Raw genomic sequence first — 21,517 nt, forward strand, 5'->3', positions numbered from 1 at the left:
ACAAAAGGCGGGGCGGGACCATGGAACAGCAAGCAGCCGCGGCGGGCCTGACCCGTCGGACGATCCTGCTGGCCTCGAGCGCCCTGGGCCTGGCCGGGGCCACGGCGGCGTTCGCTGAGCCGGCGGCCAGCGGCCGAGTGCTGGCCGAGCCTGTCCCGGCCCGCCATGTCAGCCTCAAGCCCTCGATCTTCGCCCAGGCCCAGAGCGCCAACCGCGCCTATCTGGCGTCGCTGGAGCCCGACAGGCTGTTGCACAATTTCCACCTGGGCGCGGGCCTGCCGGTCAAGGGGCCGGTCTATGGCGGCTGGGAGGCCCAGAGCATCGCCGGCCACACCCTGGGCCACTATCTGACCGCCTGCGCCTTGCAGGTGGCCCATGACGGCGACCCGGTCCTGACCGATCGCCTGACCTATACGGTGGCAGAGCTCGCCCGGGTGCAGGCCGCCCACGGCGACGGCTACGCCGCCGGCACGACCCGCTGGGGCCAGGCCGACCCGGCCGGCGGCAAGGCGGTGTTCGAGGAGCTGCGGCGCGGCGACATCCGCGCCACGCGCTTCAGCCTCAATGACGGCTGGGTGCCGATCTACACCTGGCACAAGGTCCATGCCGGCCTGCTGGACGCCCACCGCCTGGCGGCGACGCCGGGCGCGCTGGACGTCGCCCTGGGCCTGGCCGGCTATCTGGGGACCATTCTCGAGGGGCTGAGCGACGACCAGGTGCAGGCGATCCTCGTGGCGGAGCACGGCGGGCTCAACGAGGCCTATGCCGAGACCTACGCCCTGACCGGCGATCAACGCTGGCTGAAGATCGCCCGCCGCCTGCGCCACCGGGCCGTGGTCGAGCCGCTGGCCGAGGGGCGCGATGCCCTGGCCGGTCTGCACGCCAACACCCAGATCCCCAAGATCATCGGCCTGGCGCGGCTGTATGAGGTGGCCGGCGATCCGGGCGAGGCGCGCACGGCGCGGTTCTTCCACCAGACCGTCACCGGCCGCCACAGCTATGTGATCGGCGGCAATTCCGACCGCGAGCATTTCGGCCAGCCCGGCGTCATCGCCGCCCACCTGACCGAGACCACCTGCGAGGCCTGCAACAGCTACAACATGCTCAAACTGACCCGGCGCCTGTGGAGCTGGGCGCCGGACGGGGCGCTGTTTGATGATTACGAGCGCACCCAGCTCAACCACATCATGGCCCACCAGCGGCCCAGCGACGGGATGTTCGTCTATTTCATGCCGATGGCGGCGGGCGGACGGCGCAGCTATTCCACCCGCGAGGACAGCTTCTGGTGCTGCGTCGGCTCAGGCATGGAAAGCCACGCCAAGCACGCCGACTCCATCTGGTGGCGGGGCGGCGACACCCTGTATCTGAACCTGTTCATCGCCTCGCGGCTGGACCTGCCCGGCGACGACTTCGCCATAGATCTGGATACCGCCTTCCCGCAGTCGGGCCAGGTCGACCTGACCGTGACGAGGGCCCCGCGCGCGGCGCGCGAGATCGCCTTGCGCCTGCCGGCCTGGTGCGCGGCGCCGCGGCTGTCGGTCAATGGCGCGCCTGCGTCCACCCAGACCCGGGGCGACGGCTATGCCCGCCTGTCGCGCCGCTGGAGTGCCGGCGACCGCGTCACCCTGCTGTTGCCGATGCGCGTGCGGGCCGAGCCGACGCCCGACGATCCCAACGCGGTGGCCTTCCTCAGCGGCCCGCTGGTGCTGGCCGCCGACCTGGGTCCCGCAGAGCGCCCGTTCGAGCAGCCGGTCCCGGCCCTGGTGGGCGCAGGCGCGGCGGAGGCCTTGCTGCAACCGGCGGCGGGCCGGCCCCACGTCTTCTCCGCCGCCATGGCCCAGGGCGGCACGGCGACCTTCTCGCCGTTCTACGCCCAGTATGACCGCCGCACGGCCGTCTATGCGCCGGTGTTCACGCCCGCCCGCTGGACGGCGGAGGGCCCGGCCTTCCTGGCGGCCGAACAGGCGCTGATCGCGACCGCCGCCCGCACGGTCGACACGGTCTATCTGGGCGAGCAGCAGCCGGAGGTCGACCATCAGGTTCGGGTGGAGAACGGCGAGATCGTCCAGGTCAATGGCCGCAGCAGCCGCAAGCTGCGCCCCGGCGGCCGGCTGGACATGACCCTGGCCCGCCGCCCCGGCCCCCTGACCCTGCAGCTGATCTATTGGGGCCAGGACGCCGGCCAGACCGCCACGGTCCGCGCCGACGGCGCCGTCATCGGTCTGTTCCAGACCCCCAGCGCCAAACGGGACGGCTTCTTCACCCTCGACCTGCCCCTGCCGCCCGGCGCCGCCCCGGCCCGCGTGCGGATCGAGGCCGGCGAGGCGGCGGTGGTGATCTATGAGGCGCGGGTGATGGCGGGGTGAGGGGGCACGCGCTGAGACTTTTTCGGAGGCGGCTTCTATCTGCGTATTTGAGCTGAGGCTTAAACGGCTTCCTCAATGTGCCAAGGACCTGTCATGCGCTCGGATAGGACCTTGGTCAGGTGCGACGCAATAGACCGAGCTTCATCGTGCTTGTAGACTAGAACAAATATGCATGCAGCCTTCTGTTCAGCGATTTCATGAACGAGTTTGTTGGATACCGGTCCGTCCAGCATCGCAAAAGTCCGTGCATCTAACCTGTGCCAAGGTAGAGGGTCTTTAACGTAGTAAGTGTGATGCGTCTGCAGGGTCCTAAACACATCTTCCCGACTCGTGCCTGGAAGATCAAACCGGATCAATTCCCTTAGATCGACAGCAGAGTTTGGCCGTCGTTCATTAATTAAACCGCGTAGGGTGGACCCATTCATCGTCACCATCGGAACGATTACAACGGTCGGGCCAATCCGAGTGTCGTCAAAAGGAAGTGGAAGTTGCCAGTCGCGAGGTGTTGCTGTGGCTTTGATTTTCTGCCGTTGACTCGGAGCGTCATCCCCATCCGCTCGCTCATCCCTAATAGGCAGCCCTAGCTCCGACCCATCACGTCCGGAAGGAGGGCTGCTATTCGGCACGATATAGAGGCGAGGGGGGCTCACGTTTGGGTCAATTTCGCTTCAATTTCCGGATAGCCTACAGTGAAAGGTGCCCAGCCGTCACCCCAGCCCGGTGCGGTCATCTTGAACTCGCCGGTCACTTTGTCTTTCAATCCCCAGGTTTTTTCGAAGGCCCGCTCATAGAGGCGAGGAGCTACGCCCTCAAATGGGCGAAAGAGGACCCGCCCTTCGTTCGCTGGTGCCTTCATACGTTTTTCAGCTGCAATCGAGATCACCTCCGGCGGAATCCAAGCTTCCGGGACCACCGAGATGGCATCGCTGTGAAGGTTTAGGGCGCGGCTTTTGGGGTAGGGTTCAATATATTGAACCTCATAGACTCCGGCGCTGACGATATGTCTCGCACAGTAGTGGCAAGGAAATGTTGTGACAAAGAGGCGAGCTCCCACTGTTGAAACGCCAAGGCGACCCGCCGAGAGGATCGCATCCATTTCGGCGTGAACAGCGCGGCTGAACTCGATTAGGCCACCCAAGCGCGTTTCGCGTATTCGCTTTGCGAGCGCGGCTCGATCTGTGGAGCTCGCAAGCTCGGGCAAATGATTGATCAGCTCATCTATTATTGCGTTCTGCTCTCGATTGCTGCTGCAATATTTCGTCGGCCGAAAGGCGCAACGTTCGTCGTGAGGCGGGAAGGCCGAGGTGAAATGCTCCCCATATACGCCCCCTCCAGCACGGGGGACCTCGTTCGTGCCCGTCGCGACGACTGTTCCGTTGGGGTCTATTAGTGCAGCGCCGACTTGGCGCGAAAGGCATGCGCTGCGCACTCGCGCGGAGTGGGCATGGTGCATTGCTGTTTCTTCGATCTTCGGACGAACAATTTCGTTGTGGGTAACGATGTTGATCAACCGACCAAGAGGATCGTCTAGGAAGTGGTTTTCATCCTGCTCGTCTGATCGCGTATTATCGACAAAAAAATCGGCTTGATGGAAAGCATCGCTGACGTGTTGTCCATGCTTGTTATTTGGATCATCGGCATCTCTCTGGATGAATTCATCTACACGCTTAATATTTTCGGGCTTTTTTTTCTCTGGAGTTGTAAAATATTTATCTAAAACGCGACTTTTTCTATTCTCTTCCTGGCAGACAACGCCAATCAAGGCGAACGCATGTCCATAGGTGCGACGTAGAAGCTCTATTTCTGCGGGATGGCGAATAGAGTCGATAAGGTAGGCGCGCTTCTTATTGTCTGGTTCGATGATGGTTCCTGGGGAATAATCGATGGACATTGCAGTTGCTCTGGCCTCCGCTATCTTTTGGATCACGGCTATTGCCACAGCTGCTTTGTCCGCCTCGCGCATCTTGTCACCGAGGTCCTGCATCCTTGAAACCGTCGTCAGAACCTTCTGGTCCCCGTCGGGCAAATCTATTTCATTCCCAGTTGCCCAAGCGCGGATGCATGTACTGGCTTTGATGTGGATTGGCTCATATGCAGCCGCCTTTAAGGCTCTCGCTAGCGCGGCCATAACCCGCGATCCGCCAGCGCCGACCGGTCCTACTACTGCGAAGAAAACCTCATTCGATCGGCTTGCTTTGATAATGGCCTCGGCGTCGATATCGCTCGATACCGTGCTGATGCTATTCTTGTTAGCTTGTGGAACCGCCACTGAACCCCCCGAAATTTTTCATCTAATCAATTGGCACGTGTCGGGACAGTTTCCAAGGTTGTAGGCCCACGCAGATGCTCGGCAATGCTTTGTCTACGAGCTCCACTGGGCGGTGGGGCGTTGAGGCTGGCTCAACGCCCCAATCCCCATCCCGCCACGAGCACCCACACCCCGCCGCCCCAGCAAATTCAACGCCCTAACCCCGCGAGCCAGCGTGACGATGGGAAATCGACGCATCACCCTCCAGAACGGCCGTATTCTTCTCCTCGCCCCATCGCGGGGGAGGGCGTTCAGCTGGCGACCTGACGTGCGATGGGGGTGGTCGAGCGGGTAGCGCCCGTCGGCCGTCGTCGAAGGCCCGGCGGGGTCTGGCGGAGCGGGAACACCCCTCGAGGATCGTCCCGTGTCGAGGCCAGGCCCGGACCGCCGGGAGCTCCCTTCTGCGACGCCCGGCAAGGCGCGCCAGGCGCGGGCTGAAATCGCCCGCGCGGTCCGGAAGGGTCGCTATCCCTTCCGCCCGCCGGGGGCCTAGCTACCGGAGCGGATTAACACCCCGCCAATCCCGGCGATGCTCCCGAAGAACGATCACGCGGAGCGCTCCGGCCACGGCCGAAACGGTACTCCATCTAAACTCATCCGGGCCTGGCCCGGACGCTCCGCCGCCTCCCCACTCGCCGGTGAAAGCCGGCGAGGGTGCGAACCCGTGCGCGCTCAAATCTTCGCTGTCATCCCGGACGAGCCGGCACGGCGAAGATCCGGGACCGACGCCTGAGCGCCGCGCTTCCGGCGGTCCCGGATCTGCGGCCCTGCGGGCCTTGTCCGGGATGACAGCCTTGGGGTCCTCAAGGCTCCGCCCCGGTCTCGATCAGCGGTCGGCCGATCGCCACCGCCTGTTCGAGGCTGGCGGCGACCGGGACGCCGGTGAAGGGCTTCCAGCCGTCGCAGACCACCTTCAGCACCGCCTCGTCGGTCCCGCCGGCGGCCGGAACGATGGCGGGGCGGCGGTCGCCCATCAGCGGGCCTTCGCGGCCGGTGGCGCGCAGGCTGGAAAAGCCGGCATGGGCCAGGGTGCGGGCTTGGCAGTCGAGGATCTCGTGACGCCAGCCGCCCCAATAGGCCTCGCCGGCCGCCTGGAAGTCGGCCTCGGCCACCTGCAGCACCCGGATCGCGACCGCCTCGCCCTCGGGCCGGGCGCTGGTCAGGTCCACGAAGCTGGCGAAGCGGCCCACATCGGCCAGGCGCAGCTCAAGCTGGGCTTGGGGCTGGGCGGGCGGCGGGGCAGGGGGCTCGACCTGGGCCAGGGCGGGGCTGATCCACAACATCAACGCCAACAGGGCGTTTCGCGGCGTGCGCAAATGGTCTAATCGGCTTTTCATGATCCAGCGTCGACGCCCCGTACCCTTCGAACTCGGCCCCGTGCACTTCATCGGCATCGGCGGCATTGGCATGTCCGGCATCGCCGAGATCATGATCCGTATCGGCTACACCGTTCAGGGCAGCGACGCCAAGGCCAGCGCCAATACCGAGCGGCTGGAAAAGTTGGGCGCGCGGATCTTCGTGGGCCATGACGCGGCCCATGTGGAGGGCGCCTCGGCCATCGTCTATTCGACGGCGGTCAAGGGCGACAATCCCGAAATGGTCGCCGGCCGCGACAAGCGCCTTCCCCTCGTCAGGCGGGCCGAGATGCTGGCCGAGCTGATGCGGCTGCAGTTCTCGATCGCCGTGGGCGGCACCCACGGCAAGACGACGACCACCTCGATGGTCGCCGCCCTGCTGGACGCCGGCGACCTGGACCCGACCGTGGTCAATGGCGGCATCATCAACGCCTATGGCACCAACGCCAAGGTCGGCGAGGGCGACTGGATCGTCGTCGAGGCCGACGAGAGCGACGGCTCGTTCCTGAAGCTGAAGTCGACCGTGGCCATCGTCACCAATATCGACGCCGAGCACCTGGACCACTGGGGCACGTTCGACGCGGTCAAGAAGGGCTTCCAGGACTTCATCGAGAACATCCCCTTCTATGGCTTCGCGGCGGTCTGCACCGACCATCCCGAGGTCCAGGCCCTGACCGCGCGGATCGAGAACCGGCGGCTGGTGACCTATGGCGTCAATCCCCAGGCCGAGGTGCGGGTTTCCAATATCGAGATGGGCCCCGACGGCTCGACCTTCGACATCATCGTCTCGCCCCTGAACGGCGAGCCGGTGCGCTATGAAGGCCTGAAGATGCCGATGGCCGGGCACCACAATGTGCTCAACGCCACCGCCGCCGTGGCCGTGGCCCGCGAGCTGAGCATCGGCCCCGACGCCATCCGCGCCGGCCTGGCCAGCTTCGGCGGGGTCAAGCGCCGCTTCACGACGACGGGCGTGGCGGGCGGCATCCGCGTGGTCGACGACTATGGCCACCACCCGGTCGAGATCGCCGCCGTGCTCAAGGCCGCCCGCGCCGTGACCCCCAACGGCAAGGTGATCGCCGTGGTCCAGCCGCACCGCTTCACCCGGCTGCGCGACCTGATGACCGAGTTCAGCTCGTGCTTCAACGACGCCGACACGGTGATCGTCGCCGACGTCTATACGGCCGGCGAGGCGCCGATCGAGGGCATCGACCGCGACGCCCTGGTCGACGGCCTCAAGAAGTTTGGCCACCGCCGCGCCCTGGCGCTGGAAAGCCCCACGGCCCTGCCGCGCCTGATCGCCGCCGAAGCCGTCAGCGGCGACCTCGTCGTGCTGCTGGGGGCCGGCGACATCACCACCTGGGCCTATGCGCTGCCGGGGCAACTGGAAGCGCTGGCGAAGTGAGATCCGCCGCCATCCCTCCCTTCTCCCCCTGCGGGAGAAGGTGGCCGCGCAGCGGCCGGATGAGGGGTCGCACGGCGGCGCCGAGAAACCCCTCATCCGTCAGCCTGCGGCTGACACCTTCTCCCGCAAGGGGAGAAGGGGAGAGCCATTGATGACCTGGAAAACCCATCTCCCCGCCGTTCGCGGCAAGCTGCTGTTTGACGAGCCCCTGGGCCCGTTCACCTGGTTCCGGGTCGGCGGTCCGGCCGAGGTGCTGTTCCTGCCGGCCGACGCCGAGGATCTGCAGGCCTTCCTCAAGGCCCTGCCGCCGGAGGTTCCGGTCCAGGCGCTGGGCGTGGGCTCCAATGTCATCATCCGCGACGGCGGCGTCGAGGGCGTGGTCATCCGCTGCGCCGGGCGGGCGTTTGGCGAGGTCACGGTCGATCTCGACGAGAACCTGATCATCGCCGGTCCCGCGGCGCTGGACGCCTCGGTGGCCCGGGCGGCGGCGAGGGCCGGGCTGGGCGGGCTGGAATTCTATGTCGGCATCCCCGGCACCGTCGGCGGCGCCCTGACCATGAACGCCGGCTGCTATGGCCGCGAGACCAAGGACATCCTGGTCAGCGCCTGGGGCTATGACCGCTCCGGCGAAATGCGGGTCTGGAACAACGAAGACTTCGGCTTCACCTATCGCCACACCGAAGTCCCAGCCAACAGCATGTTCTGGGTGCAGGCGATGTTTCGGGGAACCCCCGATGATCCGGCCGATGTCCGCGACCGGATGGCCGAAATCACCGCCCGCCGCGAAACCACCCAGCCGATCCGCGAAAAGACCGGCGGCTCGACCTTCAAGAACCCGCCGGGCCATTCCTCGTGGAAGCTGGTCGACGAGGCCGGCTGGCGCGGCAAACCGTTTGGCGGGGCGATGTTCTCGCCGCTGCATTCGAACTTCCTGATCAATACCGGCGAAGCCACGGCCGCCGATCTGGAAGGCCTGGGCGATACGGTTCGCGCCGACGTGCTGGCCAAGACGGGGATCCAGCTGGACTGGGAAATCAAGCGGATCGGGCGGGCTTAAGTCCAGAGATGCTCCCCCGGAGGGGCGCTGTCGCATATGGGGGCAAGCCTCGATCGAGGTCCTGCCTTCCTGGGCCTCGTGCCCAGGATCCATGTTTGCGGCACGCTTCGATTTCGGCCCCTTCGTGGCTGAACGTCCCGGAACACTGACCCAAACCCGCATCGGCGGCGCCATGGGTCCTGGGCGCAGGGCCCAGGAAGGCTGGGTCTTTTAGCGCCCAATCCTTAGGCGATAGCCTCCCCAGAGGGGGGATCTTGTTTTCCAAGCCGCCGCCACACTTCAGCGCATTGCTGACTTTTCCCGGCAAGCGTCAGTGCTATGACTAGCCAAACCCTGGAGAGTCTTCGCCTATGTTCCGTTCCCTGCTGACCGCCGCCGCCGTTTCCGCCCTGCTCGCCGGGACCGCCGCTCCCTCTTTGGCTTGGGCCCAAGACGTCAAGATCGCCGAAGCCCTGCGCGACAAGGCGCTGCGCGACTATCTGGCCTGGGACATCACCGAGGACCTGACCACCAATATCGGCCCGCGTCTGGTGGGCTCGCCGGCCATGGCCCGCGCCAAGGACTGGGGCGTCGCCAAGTTCAAGGCGCTGGGCTTCACCAACATCAAGGTCGAGGAGTTTTCCAAGCCATCCTGGACGCGCGGCGAGGAGAGCGCGCAGCTGGTCGCTCCCTATCCGATGAAACTGGACATTGTCGGCCTGGGCCGTACGCCGCCCACCCCGGCCGGCGGTGTCGAAGCTGATGTGGCCCTGTTCAAGACCTATGCCGATCTGATCGCCGCCCCCGAGGGCGCCGTGAAGGGCAAGATCGTCGTCATCACCCAGCCGATGGTCAAGACCCAGGAAGGGACCGGCTATGGCGTGGCCGGCATCTCGCGCCGGTCGGGTCCGGTCGAGGCCGCCAAGCGCGGCGCCGTGGCGGTGCTGATCCGCTCGATCTCGACCTCGGACTCCACCGTGCCCCACACCGGCGTCACCGCCTTCGGCGAGGGCGTCAACACCATCCCCTCGGCCGCCATCGGCGTGCCCGAGGCCGAGCAGCTGGAGCGCCTGGCCGCTAAGGGTCCGCTGCGCATCAAGATCAAGCTGGCCTCGACCACCGATCCCAAGGCCGTGGCCTGGAACATCTCGGGCGACATCAAGGGCTCGGAAAAGCCTGACGAAGTGATCGTCATCGGCGGCCACCTCGACAGCTGGGACGTCGGCACCGGCGCCCTGGACGACGCCACGGGCATCGCCATCACCACGGCGGCGGCCAAGCTTATCGGCGACCTGCCCAAGCATCCCAAGCGCACCATCCGCGTGGTGATGTTCGGGTCGGAAGAAAGCGGCGGCTCGTCGGAAGCCTATATCGAGGCCCACAAGGCTGAGGTTCCCAAGATCGTCATGACCGGCGAAAGCGACAGCGGCGCCGACCGCATCTATTCGCTGCGCCTGCCGGCCGGGGCTGGCGCCCACCCGCTGATCAAGACCGCCGCCGGCGTGCTGGCCCCGCTGAAGATCTATGTGGACCGCACGCCCAATAGCCATGGCGGCGCCGACATCGAAGGTCTGGAAGAGGCCGGCGTGCCGTCGTTTGGCCTGTCGCAGGACGCCAGCCGCTACTTCGACTACCACCACACCGCCGACGACACCCTCAACAAGGTGGATCCGGTGCAACTGGCCCAGAACGTCGCGGCCTGGACCAGCTTCGTCTATCTGGTGGCCGACAGCGACATCGACTTCCGGGCCCTGAAGGCCGCCGCGCCGGCCGCTCCGGCCCACTAAGGCCTGCGACCCTCCGTCACGTCCCGATGACGTGGCGGAGGGCTGACCTGCCTCCACCTTTTCCGGACCCGCAGAACGGGTCCGGCCAGACGGCCCCCGACCCGGGCGGTGCGCAATATCTAGGCGTCCACAGGTTTTTATCATCGCGACATCCCGATCGCGGGAGGGGCGCGATCTCCCTTCCAAAGGTGCAATCCCTGACGCGGCAAGGGCGGAGCCCCGCGTCAAAGGAAGCTCGACCATACAGCTCTTGGTTGCCAAGGCCTGACTCGGGCGGCTGTTCGTTATCACCACATTAACGACCTTCAGGGCCTTACTGGAGGTCAATACCAAACCCGAGATGACACCGACCGCGCTCGTCCTCGAGCAAGCCGATCAGGTCGGGATTTGGACTTATCAACCCGGACTCTGGATGGTGGAGGACGCTTATGCCCGCTGTAGTGCGGGGGGGACCGCCTAAGCCTAGGCGCCCTCGGGCCGAAGCGCCCGCAAGTCCAAACAAGGCTCGTTCGGCTCCGCGCAACGCCGCGCAGCCGGCCGCGAAGTTGCGCGCCGCTCGGGGCGTGGGTTTGTCGCCCACGTTGGCCCTGGGGGTCGCCGGCGCGGCCCTTGGCCTTGGGCTTGTGGTGATGCTTGCGACCGGCCATCGGGCCGAGCGCCTCGTCATGGCCGCGCGCCAGGGCGTGGCGAGCGAGTTCGCGGCCGCCGGTTTCAAGCTCAAGACCGTGCGGGTTCAAGGCGCTTCCGCCGAGGCGGACGCCGACATCCGACGGGCCTCCGGCCTCTATCTCGACCAACCGACCCTGGGCATGGATCTGGCCGAAATCCGCCGACGCGTGGAGACGGTGGGCTGGGTCCAGGAGGCCAAGGTCGTTCGCCTGCTGCCCGACACCGTGGTCATCGGCGTCAAGGAACGCCCCGCCCTGGCCGTCTGGCAGAGCGGCGGCCGCATGCGGGTGATCGACGGCGAAGGCCGGGTGATCTCCGAGGCCGACGCCGCGCGGTTCCCGCAATTGCCGCTGGTGGTGGGGCAGGGCGCTGATCAGGCCGCCGGCGCCATCCTGCCCGCTGTCGCCGCCCGTCCCCGGCTGCGCGATCGTCTCGAAGCGCTGGTGCGCGTCGATGATCGCCGCTGGGATCTTCGCCTGAAGGACGGATCGCTGATCCAACTTCCGGCGATCGACGAAGAATCCGCCCTGATCCAGCTGGATCAGTTGGACCAAAGACAAAGAATCCTCGATCTGGGGTTTGCGCGTATCGATCTGCGTGACCCCGAGATGGTGGCCGTGAGACCCCGCGACGCGGCTCTGCCTGGGCAGACTGCGGCAGGCGGGGCGTAAAGTGATGGTTTTGAGGTGACGATAGCGATGTCGCGTTTGGAAGATCGGAAACAGGCCCGGGACGGCTTGAAGGCGACGCTTGTGCGTCAGCCCGCCGTCGCCGCTGTCGATCTGGGCGCCTCCAAGGTCACCTGCTTCATCATGAAGGCGGACGGGATCCATCGGGATAACCGCACCCTGACCACGGCCGGCGTCGGCTATGTGCAGTCGCGCGGCGTGCGCGGCGGGGCGATCGTCAATCTGGACGAGGCCGCCCAGGCCATCGCCCAGGCCGTCGAGCGGGCCGAGACCGTGGCCGGCGTCAATGTCCAGGGCGTCAGCGTCTGCACGGCCGGCGGCCAACTGGCCAGCCATCGCGTCACCACGCAGGTTTCTCTGGGCGCCCGGCCGATCGCCGACGGCGATCTGAGCCGCGCCATCGGTTCGGCCCTGGCCCAGGTGCGCCTGCCGGGCCGCAAGCCCATCCACCTGCTGCCCATCGCCTGGTCGGTCGACGGCCAGAAGGGCATTCGCGACCCGCGCGCCATGTTCGGCCGCTCGCTGGGTCTGGAGCTGCTGGTGGTCTCGATCAACGAGAACATCTTCCATACCCTGGCCCACTGCGTTGAGCGCGCCCACCTGTCGTTCGAGGGCGTCGTCGCCGCCCCCTTCGCCTCGGCCCTGGCGGCCCTGGAAGAGGACGAGATGGACCTGGGCGCCGTCTGTATTGACATGGGTGGCGGCTCGACCTCCGTGGCCGTCTTCAACAACGGCGCCCTTTGCCACGTCGACAGCCTGGCTGTCGGCGGCGGTCACGTCACCCAGGACATCGCCCGCGGCCTGCAGACCTCGATCGCCGGCGCCGAACGCATCAAGACCCTGCACGGCTCGGCGATCGCCTCGGCCAATGAGGACCGCGAGATGATCGAGGCCCCGCCGCGCGGCGACGATCCGGGCGCCGGTCCGGTCATCGCGCCGCGGTCCCTGCTCAAGGGCATCATCCAGCCGCGCGTCGAAGAGACGCTGGAACTGCTGCGCGAGCGCCTAAAGGCCTCGGGCGCGCCGGTCGAGCCGGGCGCCGGCATCGTGCTGACCGGCGGCGCCAGCCAGCTGGCCGGCGTTCGTGAAGTCGCGGTGCGGGTGTTCGACCGTCCGGTGCGTCTGGGCCGTCCCCGCCGGGTGCCGCATCTGGCCGACGCCGCCTCGGGCCCGGCCTTCTGCGCCGCCGCCGGGGTGCTGCATCGCTCGGCCTTCGGCCCGCGCGAAGTGGTCTCGCCCAAGGCCCTGGCGACGGCCGCCCTGCGCAAGCGCCCGATCGATCCTAACGCCAGCCCGATGGCCAAGGCCGCCGCCTGGTTGCGGGACAACCTCTAGCGTTGCGCCAAAGGCGACGCTTAAGTTCTGCGGCCAAGCTGTACACGCCGTAAAAATTATAGGTCGCGGCGTTCCGTCGCATTCATTTGATCACGCCGCGCCGAACCCTTGGACTGCCAAGAGATTCTGTTGATGGAGGGGGTTTTGTGACGCCTGAGCGCTCGACGGGACCCCGACTCATATTATGCAGTTAACCGCCGATTAACGATGGTGGTTGTTTTGTTAACCCGATCGTCGAGGCGTTCCCGGCGATTGAACCGCTGGGGTCCTGTTTGACGATTTCGGCGTAAGGTCGCGAGGGTTTCCATGGCTATTTCACTTTCGGCGCCGCGCACCACTGAACTGAAGCCACGTATCGTCGTGTTTGGTGTCGGTGGCGCGGGCGGCAATGCTGTCAACAACATGATCGAGGCGGGTCTCGAGGGTGTTGAGTTCGTGGTGGCCAATACGGACGCCCAGCAACTGCAATTCGCCAAGACCGACCGCCGCATCCAGCTTGGCGTGCAGGTCACCCAGGGCCTGGGCGCCGGCGCCCATCCCGAAGTGGGCATGAGCGCGGCTGAGGAAAGCTTCCCCGAGATCGGCGAGCACCTCGACGGCGCCCACATGGTGTTCATCACCGCCGGCATGGGCGGCGGCACGGGCACCGGCGCGGCCCCGATCATCGCCAAGTGCGCCCGCGAGCGCGGCATCCTGACCGTCGGCGTGGTCACCAAGCCCTTCCACTTCGAAGGCCGTCACCGCATGCGTCTGGCCGACGCCGGCATCGGTGAGCTGCAACGCTATGTCGACACCCTGATCGTCATCCCCAACCAGAACCTGTTCCGCGTCGCCAATGAGCGGACCACCTTCGCCGAAGCCTTCGGCATGGCCGACCAGGTGCTGCACTCGGGCGTCCGCTCGATTACCGACCTGATGGTGCTGCCGGGCCTGATCAATCTCGACTTCGCCGACGTCCGCACCGTCATGACCGAAATGGGCAAGGCGATGATGGGCACCGGCGAGGGCTCGGGCGAAGACCGCGCCCTGATGGCCGCCCAGAACGCCATCGCCAACCCGTTGCTGGACGAAGTGTCGCTGAAGGGCGCCAAGGCCGTGCTGGTCAACGTCACCGGCGGCATGGACATGACCCTGCTGGAAGTCGACGAGGCGGCCAACGCCATCTCCGACCAGGTGGATCCGGAAGCCAACATCATCTTCGGCGCGGCCTTCGATCCGTCGCTGGAAGGCGTGATCCGCGTTTCGGTGGTCGCCACCGGCATGGACGGCGCCTCGATCGCCCAGATCGAACCCAAGCCCGTGACGCGCAACACCACGACCGCGCCGCTGATCGCCGACACCGGCCGCGCCGCGCCGGTCCCGGCGCCGCAGCCCGAGCCTGTCCGCGCGACCTCGCGCTACGAAGCTCGCCCGTTCGAACGTCCTACGGCCCAGTCGACCGCCTATGCGCCGGAGCCGGCCTACGCGCCCGAGCCCGAGCCGGAGGCCGATACGTCCCAGGCGGACCTGTATTTTGACGAGCCCGCGATCGCGGAAGCGCCCGAGCCCCGCATCACCACGCCGGCCCCGCGCAATGTGTCGCGAGTCGTCGATCCGATGGTCGAGGACACTGCGGAAACGCCGCTCTATGCCGAGCCCCGCTATGCCGAGGCTCAACCGCAGAAGTCCGGCTGGATGAGCCTGTTTGGCGGCGGTCGTCAGCGCTATGATCAGCAACCCGCGCCGCAGCAGACCCAACAGCCGCAGGCGCGCGCCAACACCGGCGCCCGCCCGGTTCTGCAGCCGATCGAGACGCCCCAGATGGACGAAGGCGAGGACCTGGAGATTCCGTCCTTCCTGCGTCGCCTGGCCAACTGATCGGTTCGATCACGGTTTGAACTTCAGGCGCCCGGGGTGAAAGCCCCGGGCGTTTTACTGTTTGGCGGCCGCACTGGCCCCCTACGGGCTGCTGCGCAGCCGTATTCCCCCGGAGGGGGAAGATGAGGTCCGCGCGTTTCATCTTCCCCCTCCGGGAGGAGGATGCGCAGTATCCGGAGGGGGGCAGTGGCGCTAGGGCGCAACTGCTATAAGCTCGTCACATCCTGCCAGCCCTTCGCCAAAACCGGTCACGATGAAGCTCACCCGCGCCGATCGCAAGATTCTCGAGATCCTTCAGCAGGACAGCGCGGTCACCAATGTCGAACTGGCCGAGCGGGTGGGCCTGTCGCCCAGTCCGTGCCTGCGGCGGGTCAAGCAACTGGAGGCCTCGGGCCTGATCGCCGGCTATGTGGCCCTGCTGGACCGCCGCAAGGCGCGGCTGGATCTGCTGGCTTATGTCGAGGTCCAGGTCGACCGCCATAGCGAAACCGCCGCCGACGCCTTCGCCGAGGCCGTGCGCCGCGAGCCGATGGTGGTGGGCTGCCACGCCATGACCGGCGGCTATGACTACCTGCTGCGGGTCGTGGCCCCCAATCTGGACGCCTATGCCGAGTTCACCATGAAGCGTCTCTTGAAGATGCCGGCGGTCAAGGACATCCGCTCCAGCTTTGTGCTCGAGACCATCAAGGACGATACGGCCCTGCCGCTCGACTATCTGGATTAGGTCGCGACCGCCCTCAACACCGCAAGATCGGTCGAGCGCCGCAGGCCCGTGCGGGCCAAGCTGAGATCGTCACGAGGAACAAGAGGACGATGACCATCGCGCTCAACCCCTACCTTGCCCGGATGCAGCGGGTGCTGGATCACATCGATCGGCATCTCGACGGCGATCTGGACCTGGACGCCCTGAGCGATGTCGCCGCGTTCTCGAAGTTCCATTTCCACCGGCAGTTCACGGCGACCTTCGGGGTGTCCGTGCACCGCTATGTCCAGTTGGCTCGGATGAGGCGCGCCTCATACCGGCTGGCGGACGGCGCGGGGCCCAGCGTCACCGATATCGCCCTGGATGCCGGCTACGAGACGCCCGACGCCTTCGCCCGCGCCTTTCGGCAAAGGTTTGGCCAGTCGCCGTCGCGGTTTCGGAAATCTCCCGACTGGGAGCCGTGGCTCGCGGCCTTCGGGCCGCTCAACGCAGCCAGGAGCAAGCTCATGCAGACCCCCTTCACCCCCGACAAGGTCATGATCCGTGACGTCGCCCCGACCCGCGTGGCGATGTTCGAGCATCGGGGCGATCCCGAGACCCTCGACGTCACCATCCAGCGGTTCATCGCCTGGCGCAAAGCCGCCGGGATGTCGCCCAAGACCCACCCGACTTTCAACATCTGGCATTCCGAGCGGCGCCCGGCCGACCCCGCCGACTACCGCATGGATCTCTGTGTCGGGATCGGCCCCGATCAGCCGATCGACGCCCGTGACGAGGGCGTCAGGGTCGGCGAAATCCCCGGCGGCCGTTGCGCCATCCTGCGCGTGACCGGCGACACCCATAATCTGGAGCCCGCCGCCACCTATCTGTATCGCGACTGGTTGCCGGCCAGCGGCGAGGAGATGCGCGACTTTCCCATCTACTGCCAACGCTTCTTCCTGGATGAGCCGGAGCAGGGCACGGCGGCGGAGCTGCATCTGCCGTTAAAGTGAGGCGACGCCAGCCCCTAGCGGGCGGTAACGCAGTGCGTCCTTTGAGGCCCGCTGCGCGGGCGCCTCAGGATGAGGTGGGATATTCCATTGCAGTCCTCATCCTGAGGTGCGAGGCGAAGCCGAGCCTCGAAGGACGCAAGGTGGTGACCGCTCGCCACACTCGAGCGCCGCTCGGAACGTTTGCTTCCTGGCCTCGCTGCCGTCGCCCCGGCTCGGCCTAGCGGACGGATCGCGGGCCCGGCCTTCTCGAAGGCTGGGCTGTCGTGCCGCAATGTGGATGTATGTTAGCATTATGTGACCTTCGCTATTGGTATCTTAGTCCACATCGCCACACGTCACCTTGCCTGTCGTCCTATCCTGACCGCCGATCCTGGGAGGAACGAACGTCATGCTGGTTGTCGATCAAAAGCCGCTGGCCTCGGCCACGCCGTCGCCCGTGCGCGCCGCTCTGGAAACCGTTCAGGCGTACAAGTCCGGCATGACTCTGGCCGAGGCCGGTCGCCGCGCGGGTCGGCATGACCTGTCGAAACTGGCCAGCAACGAGAACCTGCTGGGCCCCAGCCCGATGGTCGCCGACGCCGTGATGGCGGCCATGGCTCATCCGGAGATCTATCCCGACCCCTATTGCGAGACGCTGCGCGGCGCCCTGGGCGCGCATCTGGCCGTTGATCCGGCCCGCGTTGTGGTCTCGCCGGGCTCCGAAGCCCTGATCGACTATCTGTTCCGCGCCGTGATGGCCCCGGGCGACTCGATCCTGATGTCCACCCCGACCTTCCCGGCCTACGAGATCTTTGCCACATGCGCTGAAGCGACCATCATCGACGTGCCGCGCCTGGCGAATTTCGATCTGGACGTCGAGGCCTTCAAGGTCGAGGCGGCTAAAGGCCCCAAGCTCCTGGTGCTGTGCACGCCCAACAATCCCACCGGCAACGCCCTGACCGGCGTCGATATCGGCGAGATCCTGGCGGTGACCCCGCGCTCGACCCTGGTGTTCGTCGACGAGGCTTACCGCGAATATCACGAGGTGTTGGACACCTTCGCCCTGCTGGAAGCCTGGGGCGGGCCCTGGGTGTCGGCCCGTACCTTCTCTAAGGCCTATGGCCTGGCCGGGATGCGGGTGGGTTATGGCGTCGCCTCGTCGGCCGAGCTGGTCGGCTATCTGGACCGCCTGCGGCCGCCCTTCAACGTCACCGCCATCTCACAAGCGGCGGCCCTGGCCGCCCTGGCCGATGTCGAACACCTGGAGCGCACCGTCGCCCTGACGATCGCCGAGCGTGGCCGGGTCGAGGCGGCGCTGGTCGCCCTGGGGATCGAGCACACCGCCAGCCAGGCCAATTTCGTGTTCCTGCGCACGCCGGCGGGTCCGGAAGCGACAGCTGAGCGTTTGCTGCGCGAAGGGCTGATCATCCGTCCGACCCCGGTGGCCGGCGGCTGGGTCCGCATCACCATTGGCCGTCCGGCCGACAATGACCGCCTGATCGCAGCCTTGCCGGCCGCGCTCGCACGCTAAGTCTGGGAGACGCCGCCATGTCCATGACACCGCAAAACCCGCCCCATAACCCCTTGGGTCTCGACGGCTTCGAATTTGTCGAGTTCACCAGTCCCGATCCGGCCGCCATGAAGGTGCTGTTCGAGCAGCTGGGCTTCGTCGCCGCCAGCACCCATCCGACCAAGGCCGTGACCCGCTACAAACAGGGCCGCATCAACCTGCTGGTCAATGACGAGCCCGCGGGTCAGGCCGCCGACTTCCGCGCCGCCCATGGCCCGTCGGCCAACGGCATGGCCTTCCGGGTCGAGAACGTCGAGTCCGCCTACGCCGAGGCCCTCAAGCGTGGCGCGATCGCCGCCGATCCCGGCCCGACCGTGCTGGGCGAGGGCGCGCGGGTGCTGGAAGGCATCGGCGGCTCGATGCTCTATCTGGTCGAGCGCCATGGCGATCTGGGCACGATCTATGACGGCTGGGACCAGGTTCCGGGCGCGGCCCTGGCCGAGGCCAAGAACAATGTCGGCCTGGATCTGCTTGACCACCTGACCCACAACGTCAAGCGTGGCCAGATGGGCGCCTGGTCGACCTTCTATCGCGACGTCTTCGGTTTCGAGGAGCAGAAGTATTTCGACATCAAGGGCCAGGCCACCGGTCTGTTCAGCCAGGCGATGATCGCCCCCGACAAGGCCATCCGCATCCCGCTGAACGAAAGCCAGGACGACAAGAGCCAGATCGAGGAGTTCATCCGCCAGTATAATGGCGAGGGCATCCAGCATCTGGCCCTGACCACGCCCGACATCTACGAGACCGTCGAAAAGCTGCGGGCCCGGGGCGTCAAGCTGCAGGACACCATCGAGACCTATTACGAGCTGGTCGACAAGCGCGTGCCCGGCCATGGCGAGGACCTGGAACGCCTGCGCAAGAACCGCATCCTGCTGGACGGCAATGTCGGCGAGGAGGGCCTCTTGCTACAGATCTTCACCGAGAACCTGTTTGGCCCGATCTTCTTCGAGATCATCCAGCGCAAGGGCAACGAGGGCTTCGGCAACGGCAATTTCCAGGCCCTGTTCGAGAGCATCGAACTGGACCAGATCCGCCGCGGCGTGATCACGGTCGAGGCCTGATCCACCACGGTTGTCATCCGGGACAAGCGCGCTTCGCTTGTCCCGGATGACAGCGTTAGGGTGTCTCCGAGAAAACGAGCCAGGGACCCAACCATGGACCTCCAATACCAATCCGGCTTCGGCAATCACTTCGCCACCGAGGCCGTCCCCGGCGCCCTGCCGGTGGGCCAGAACGCGCCGCAGCAGGTTCCGTTCGGGCTCTATGCCGAGCAGCTGTCGGGGACGGCCTTCACCGCGCCCCGGTCCGAGAACCGCCGCAGCTGGCTCTACCGCCTGCGGCCCAGCGCCGGCCATGGCCGCTATGAGCCCTATGCCCAGCCGCGTCTGGCCGGCGGTCCGTTCGAAGGCCCGGTAACGCCCAATCGCTTGCGCTGGGATCCGATCGAGGTCCCGACCGTCCCCACCGACTTCGTCGACGGCCTGCTGACCCTGGCCGGCAATGGCGATGTGGCGACCCAGGCCGGGATCGGCGTTTACCTCTATCTCGCCAACGCCTCGATGCGGAACCGGGTGTTCCAGAACGCCGACGGCGAGCTGTTGATCGTGCCGCAGCAGGGCGTGCTGACCCTGGTCACCGAGCTGGGCGTCCTGACCGCCGGCCCGGGCGAGATCGCCCTGATCCCGCGCGGCGTGCGCTTCCGGGTCGAAGTCGAGGGCCCGTCGCGCGGCTATGTCTGCGAGAATTACGGCGCGGCGTTCAGGCTGCCGGAGCTGGGGCCGATCGGCTCGAACGGCCTGGCCAATCCGCGCGATTTCCTGACCCCCGTCGCGGCCTTCGAGGATGTCGAGGCGCCGACGGAGGTGATCCAGAAGTTCCAGGGCGGCCTGTGGGCCTCGCCGTGGGATCACAGCCCGCTGGACGTTGTGGCCTGGCACGGCAATTTCGCGCCCTGCAAATACGACCTGGCCCGCTTCAACACGATCGGCACGGTCAGTTTCGACCATCCCGACCCGTCGATCTTCACGGTGCTGACCTCGCCCAGCGAGATGCCCGGCACGGCCAATTGCGACTTCGTGATCTTTCCGCCGCGCTGGATGGTGGCCGAGCACACCTTCCGGCCGCCGTGGTTCCACCGCAACGTGATGAGCGAGTTCATGGGCCTGATCCACGGCGCCTATGACGCCAAGGCCGGCGGCTTCTCGCCCGGCGGGGCGTCCCTGCACAACGCCATGAGCGATCACGGCCCCGATCTGGCCAGTTATCAGGGCGCGGTGGCGGCCGAGCTGAAGCCGCACAAGATCGAGAATACCCTGGCCTTCATGTTCGAAAGCCGCTGGGTGATCCGGCCCACGCAATTGGCGCTGGAGCATTCGTCGCTTCAGGCGGACTATGACGCCTGCTGGTCGGGCTTTCCCAAGGCCGTCCTGCCAAAACCATAACGACAAAAGAGGAAGCGCCCATGAAGCTCGCGTCTCTCAAAGGCGGCCGTGACGGCCGGCTGGTGGTGGTCTCCAACGACCTGGCCTGGTTCACCGACGCGGCGACCATCGCCCCGACCCTGCAGGCGGCGCTGGATGACTGGGGACGCTGTGAGGCGCTTCTGCGCGGCCTGGCCGAAAGCCTGGAGCATGGCGGGGTCCCCAAGGAGCGCTTTCATGAGCACGAGGCCCTGAGCCCGTTGCCCCGCGCCTATCAGTGGCTGGACGGCAGCGCCTATGTGAACCACGTGCAGCTGGTGCGGCAGGCGCGCGGGGCTGAAATGCCCGAGACCTTCTGGACCGATCCCCTGATGTACCAGGGCGCGTCGGACGGCTTCCTGGCGCCGCGCGAGGACATCCCCCTGGCCGACGCCGCCTGGGGCTGCGACCTGGAAGCGGAGGTGGCGGTGATCGTCGGCGACGTGCCGCTGGGCGCCACCCGCGAGGAGGCCCTGGCGGCGATCCAGCTGGTGATGCTGTGCAATGACGTGTCCCTGCGCAACCTGATCCCGGCCGAACTGGCCAAGGGTTTCGGCTTCGTGCAGTCCAAGCCGGCCAGCGCCTTTTCGCCGGTCGCCGTGACCCCGGCCCTGCTGGGCGAGTCCTGGAAGGACGGCAAGCTGCACGGCGCCCTGCTGGTGTCGCTGGACGGCGACGATTTTGGCAAGGCCGACGCCGGGGTCGACATGACCTTCGATTTCGGGACCCTGGTGGCCCATGCCGCCAAGACCCGTCCGCTGTCGGCCGGCACGATCATCGGGTCGGGCACGGTCAGCAACCGGGGCGCCGACGGCGGGCCGGGCAAGCCGATCAGCGCCGGCGGGCTGGGCTATTCGTGCCTGGCCGAGCTGCGCACGGTCGAGACGATCCTGCACGGCGCCGCCAAGACCCCGTTTCTGCTGGCGGGGGACACCGTGCGGATCGAGATGAAGGACGCCAAGGGCCATTCGATCTTCGGGGCCATCGAACAGACGGTCGAGCGGGTTTGA

Annotated in this window: 15 protein-coding genes and 2 pseudogenes; 14 read left to right on the forward strand and 3 right to left on the reverse strand. The window is 66.6% G+C overall.

The genetic code is table 11. From position 1 onward, the window contains the following. Positions 1-20: 20 nt before the first annotated feature. On the forward strand, positions 21-2,366 hold the full coding sequence (locus ACW18B_RS08685; protein ID WP_492051193.1) for a beta-L-arabinofuranosidase domain-containing protein: 2,346 nt from the start codon (positions 21-23) through the stop codon (positions 2,364-2,366). A gap of 646 nt (positions 2,367-3,012) precedes the next feature. Here ACW18B_RS08685 and ACW18B_RS08690 read toward each other — a convergent pair. Both ACW18B_RS08690 and ACW18B_RS08695 read right to left on the reverse strand, forming a co-directional pair. Beyond that, on the reverse strand, positions 3,013-4,635 hold the full coding sequence (locus tag ACW18B_RS08690) for an anti-phage dCTP deaminase (protein WP_492051194.1): 1,623 nt from the start codon (positions 4,633-4,635) through the stop codon (positions 3,013-3,015). A gap of 842 nt (positions 4,636-5,477) precedes the next feature. Then, the gene (locus ACW18B_RS08695) at positions 5,478-5,957 is read right to left on the reverse strand and encodes a hypothetical protein (protein ID WP_492051656.1); all 480 of its coding nucleotides are present in this window, start codon (positions 5,955-5,957) and stop codon (positions 5,478-5,480) included. A 52-nt stretch (positions 5,958-6,009) separates the two neighbouring features. Between ACW18B_RS08695 and murC the strand changes: the two genes are divergently transcribed. From murC to ACW18B_RS08740, 9 genes and pseudogenes are all read left to right on the forward strand, one after another. Then, complete coding sequence (gene murC / locus ACW18B_RS08700; protein WP_492051195.1) at positions 6,010-7,431, forward strand: UDP-N-acetylmuramate--L-alanine ligase; 1,422 nt, start codon at positions 6,010-6,012, stop codon at positions 7,429-7,431. A gap of 151 nt (positions 7,432-7,582) precedes the next feature. Continuing rightward, positions 7,583-8,488, forward strand: a complete 906-nt coding sequence (murB, locus tag ACW18B_RS08705; RefSeq protein WP_492051196.1) for a UDP-N-acetylmuramate dehydrogenase — start codon at positions 7,583-7,585, stop codon at positions 8,486-8,488. Positions 8,489-8,838: 350 nt separating this feature from the next. Then, entirely contained in the window at positions 8,839-10,254 is a 1,416-nt protein-coding gene (locus ACW18B_RS08710; protein WP_492051197.1) for a M20/M25/M40 family metallo-hydrolase, read from the forward strand. A 216-nt stretch (positions 10,255-10,470) separates the two neighbouring features. Further along, positions 10,471-10,714 (forward strand): annotated as a pseudogene (locus ACW18B_RS08715) (D-alanine--D-alanine ligase); the annotation flags it as partial. Beyond that, positions 10,683-11,594: a cell division protein FtsQ gene (gene ftsQ / locus ACW18B_RS08720; protein WP_492051198.1), complete on the forward strand. Its 912-nt coding sequence runs from the start codon at positions 10,683-10,685 to the stop codon at positions 11,592-11,594. The pseudogene ACW18B_RS08715 and the gene ftsQ, both read left to right, overlap by 32 nt. A 27-nt stretch (positions 11,595-11,621) precedes the next feature. Next, positions 11,622-12,947 (forward strand): cell division protein FtsA, encoded by a 1,326-nt coding sequence (gene ftsA, locus ACW18B_RS08725; protein ID WP_492051199.1) that lies wholly within the window; start codon positions 11,622-11,624, stop codon positions 12,945-12,947. 306 nt (positions 12,948-13,253) lie between these two features. Next, entirely contained in the window at positions 13,254-14,804 is a 1,551-nt protein-coding gene (gene ftsZ, locus ACW18B_RS08730; protein ID WP_492051200.1) for a cell division protein FtsZ, read from the forward strand. Between the two features lie 253 nt (positions 14,805-15,057). Beyond that, positions 15,058-15,528: an Lrp/AsnC family transcriptional regulator gene (locus ACW18B_RS08735; RefSeq protein ID WP_492051201.1), complete on the forward strand. Its 471-nt coding sequence runs from the start codon at positions 15,058-15,060 to the stop codon at positions 15,526-15,528. 89 nt (positions 15,529-15,617) lie between these two features. Further along, complete coding sequence (locus ACW18B_RS08740; protein WP_492051202.1) at positions 15,618-16,499, forward strand: AraC family transcriptional regulator; 882 nt, start codon at positions 15,618-15,620, stop codon at positions 16,497-16,499. Here the strand turns inward: ACW18B_RS08740 and ACW18B_RS08745 are convergent. Beyond that, positions 16,491-16,657, reverse strand: a pseudogene (locus tag ACW18B_RS08745) (hypothetical protein). The gene ACW18B_RS08740 and the pseudogene ACW18B_RS08745 sit on opposite strands and share 9 nt — an antisense overlap. 230 nt (positions 16,658-16,887) lie before the next feature. Here ACW18B_RS08745 and hisC point away from each other — a divergent pair. The 4 genes from hisC (at position 16,888) to ACW18B_RS08765 (ending at position 21,517) form a co-directional block, all read left to right on the forward strand. Continuing rightward, the gene (gene hisC / locus ACW18B_RS08750; RefSeq protein WP_492051203.1) at positions 16,888-18,009 is read left to right on the forward strand and encodes a histidinol-phosphate transaminase; all 1,122 of its coding nucleotides are present in this window, start codon (positions 16,888-16,890) and stop codon (positions 18,007-18,009) included. Between the two features lie 23 nt (positions 18,010-18,032). Then, entirely contained in the window at positions 18,033-19,109 is a 1,077-nt protein-coding gene (hppD, locus tag ACW18B_RS08755) for a 4-hydroxyphenylpyruvate dioxygenase (RefSeq protein WP_492051657.1), read from the forward strand. Positions 19,110-19,202: 93 nt separating this feature from the next. Beyond that, the gene (gene hmgA / locus ACW18B_RS08760) at positions 19,203-20,489 is read left to right on the forward strand and encodes a homogentisate 1,2-dioxygenase (protein WP_492051204.1); all 1,287 of its coding nucleotides are present in this window, start codon (positions 19,203-19,205) and stop codon (positions 20,487-20,489) included. A 20-nt stretch (positions 20,490-20,509) separates the two neighbouring features. Continuing rightward, positions 20,510-21,517 carry a fumarylacetoacetate hydrolase family protein gene (locus ACW18B_RS08765; protein WP_492051205.1) on the forward strand — a complete coding sequence of 336 codons (1,008 nt, stop codon included), beginning with the start codon at positions 20,510-20,512 and terminating at the stop codon, positions 21,515-21,517.

Source organism: Caulobacter sp. FV2ps19, assembly GCF_058681035.1.

Bases quoted from the DNA above. Each gene is read 5' to 3' on its own strand.
- ACW18B_RS08740 (WP_492051202.1), top strand. From the start codon at position 15,618: ATGACCATCGCGCTCAACCCCTACCTTGCCCGGATGCAGCGGGTGCTG.
- ACW18B_RS08695 (WP_492051656.1), bottom strand. From the start codon at position 5,957: ATGTTGTGGATCAGCCCCGCCCTGGCCCAGGTCGAGCCCCCTGCCCCG.
- ACW18B_RS08765 (WP_492051205.1), top strand. From the start codon at position 20,510: ATGAAGCTCGCGTCTCTCAAAGGCGGCCGTGACGGCCGGCTGGTGGTG.
- ftsZ (WP_492051200.1), top strand. From the start codon at position 13,254: ATGGCTATTTCACTTTCGGCGCCGCGCACCACTGAACTGAAGCCACGT.
- ACW18B_RS08710 (WP_492051197.1), top strand. From the start codon at position 8,839: ATGTTCCGTTCCCTGCTGACCGCCGCCGCCGTTTCCGCCCTGCTCGCC.
- murB (WP_492051196.1), top strand. From the start codon at position 7,583: ATGACCTGGAAAACCCATCTCCCCGCCGTTCGCGGCAAGCTGCTGTTT.
- ACW18B_RS08735 (WP_492051201.1), top strand. From the start codon at position 15,058: ATGAAGCTCACCCGCGCCGATCGCAAGATTCTCGAGATCCTTCAGCAG.
- ACW18B_RS08685 (WP_492051193.1), top strand. From the start codon at position 21: ATGGAACAGCAAGCAGCCGCGGCGGGCCTGACCCGTCGGACGATCCTG.
- ftsA (WP_492051199.1), top strand. From the start codon at position 11,622: ATGTCGCGTTTGGAAGATCGGAAACAGGCCCGGGACGGCTTGAAGGCG.
- hppD (WP_492051657.1), top strand. From the start codon at position 18,033: ATGACACCGCAAAACCCGCCCCATAACCCCTTGGGTCTCGACGGCTTC.
- ftsQ (WP_492051198.1), top strand. From the start codon at position 10,683: ATGCCCGCTGTAGTGCGGGGGGGACCGCCTAAGCCTAGGCGCCCTCGG.
- murC (WP_492051195.1), top strand. From the start codon at position 6,010: ATGATCCAGCGTCGACGCCCCGTACCCTTCGAACTCGGCCCCGTGCAC.
- hmgA (WP_492051204.1), top strand. From the start codon at position 19,203: ATGGACCTCCAATACCAATCCGGCTTCGGCAATCACTTCGCCACCGAG.
- hisC (WP_492051203.1), top strand. From the start codon at position 16,888: ATGCTGGTTGTCGATCAAAAGCCGCTGGCCTCGGCCACGCCGTCGCCC.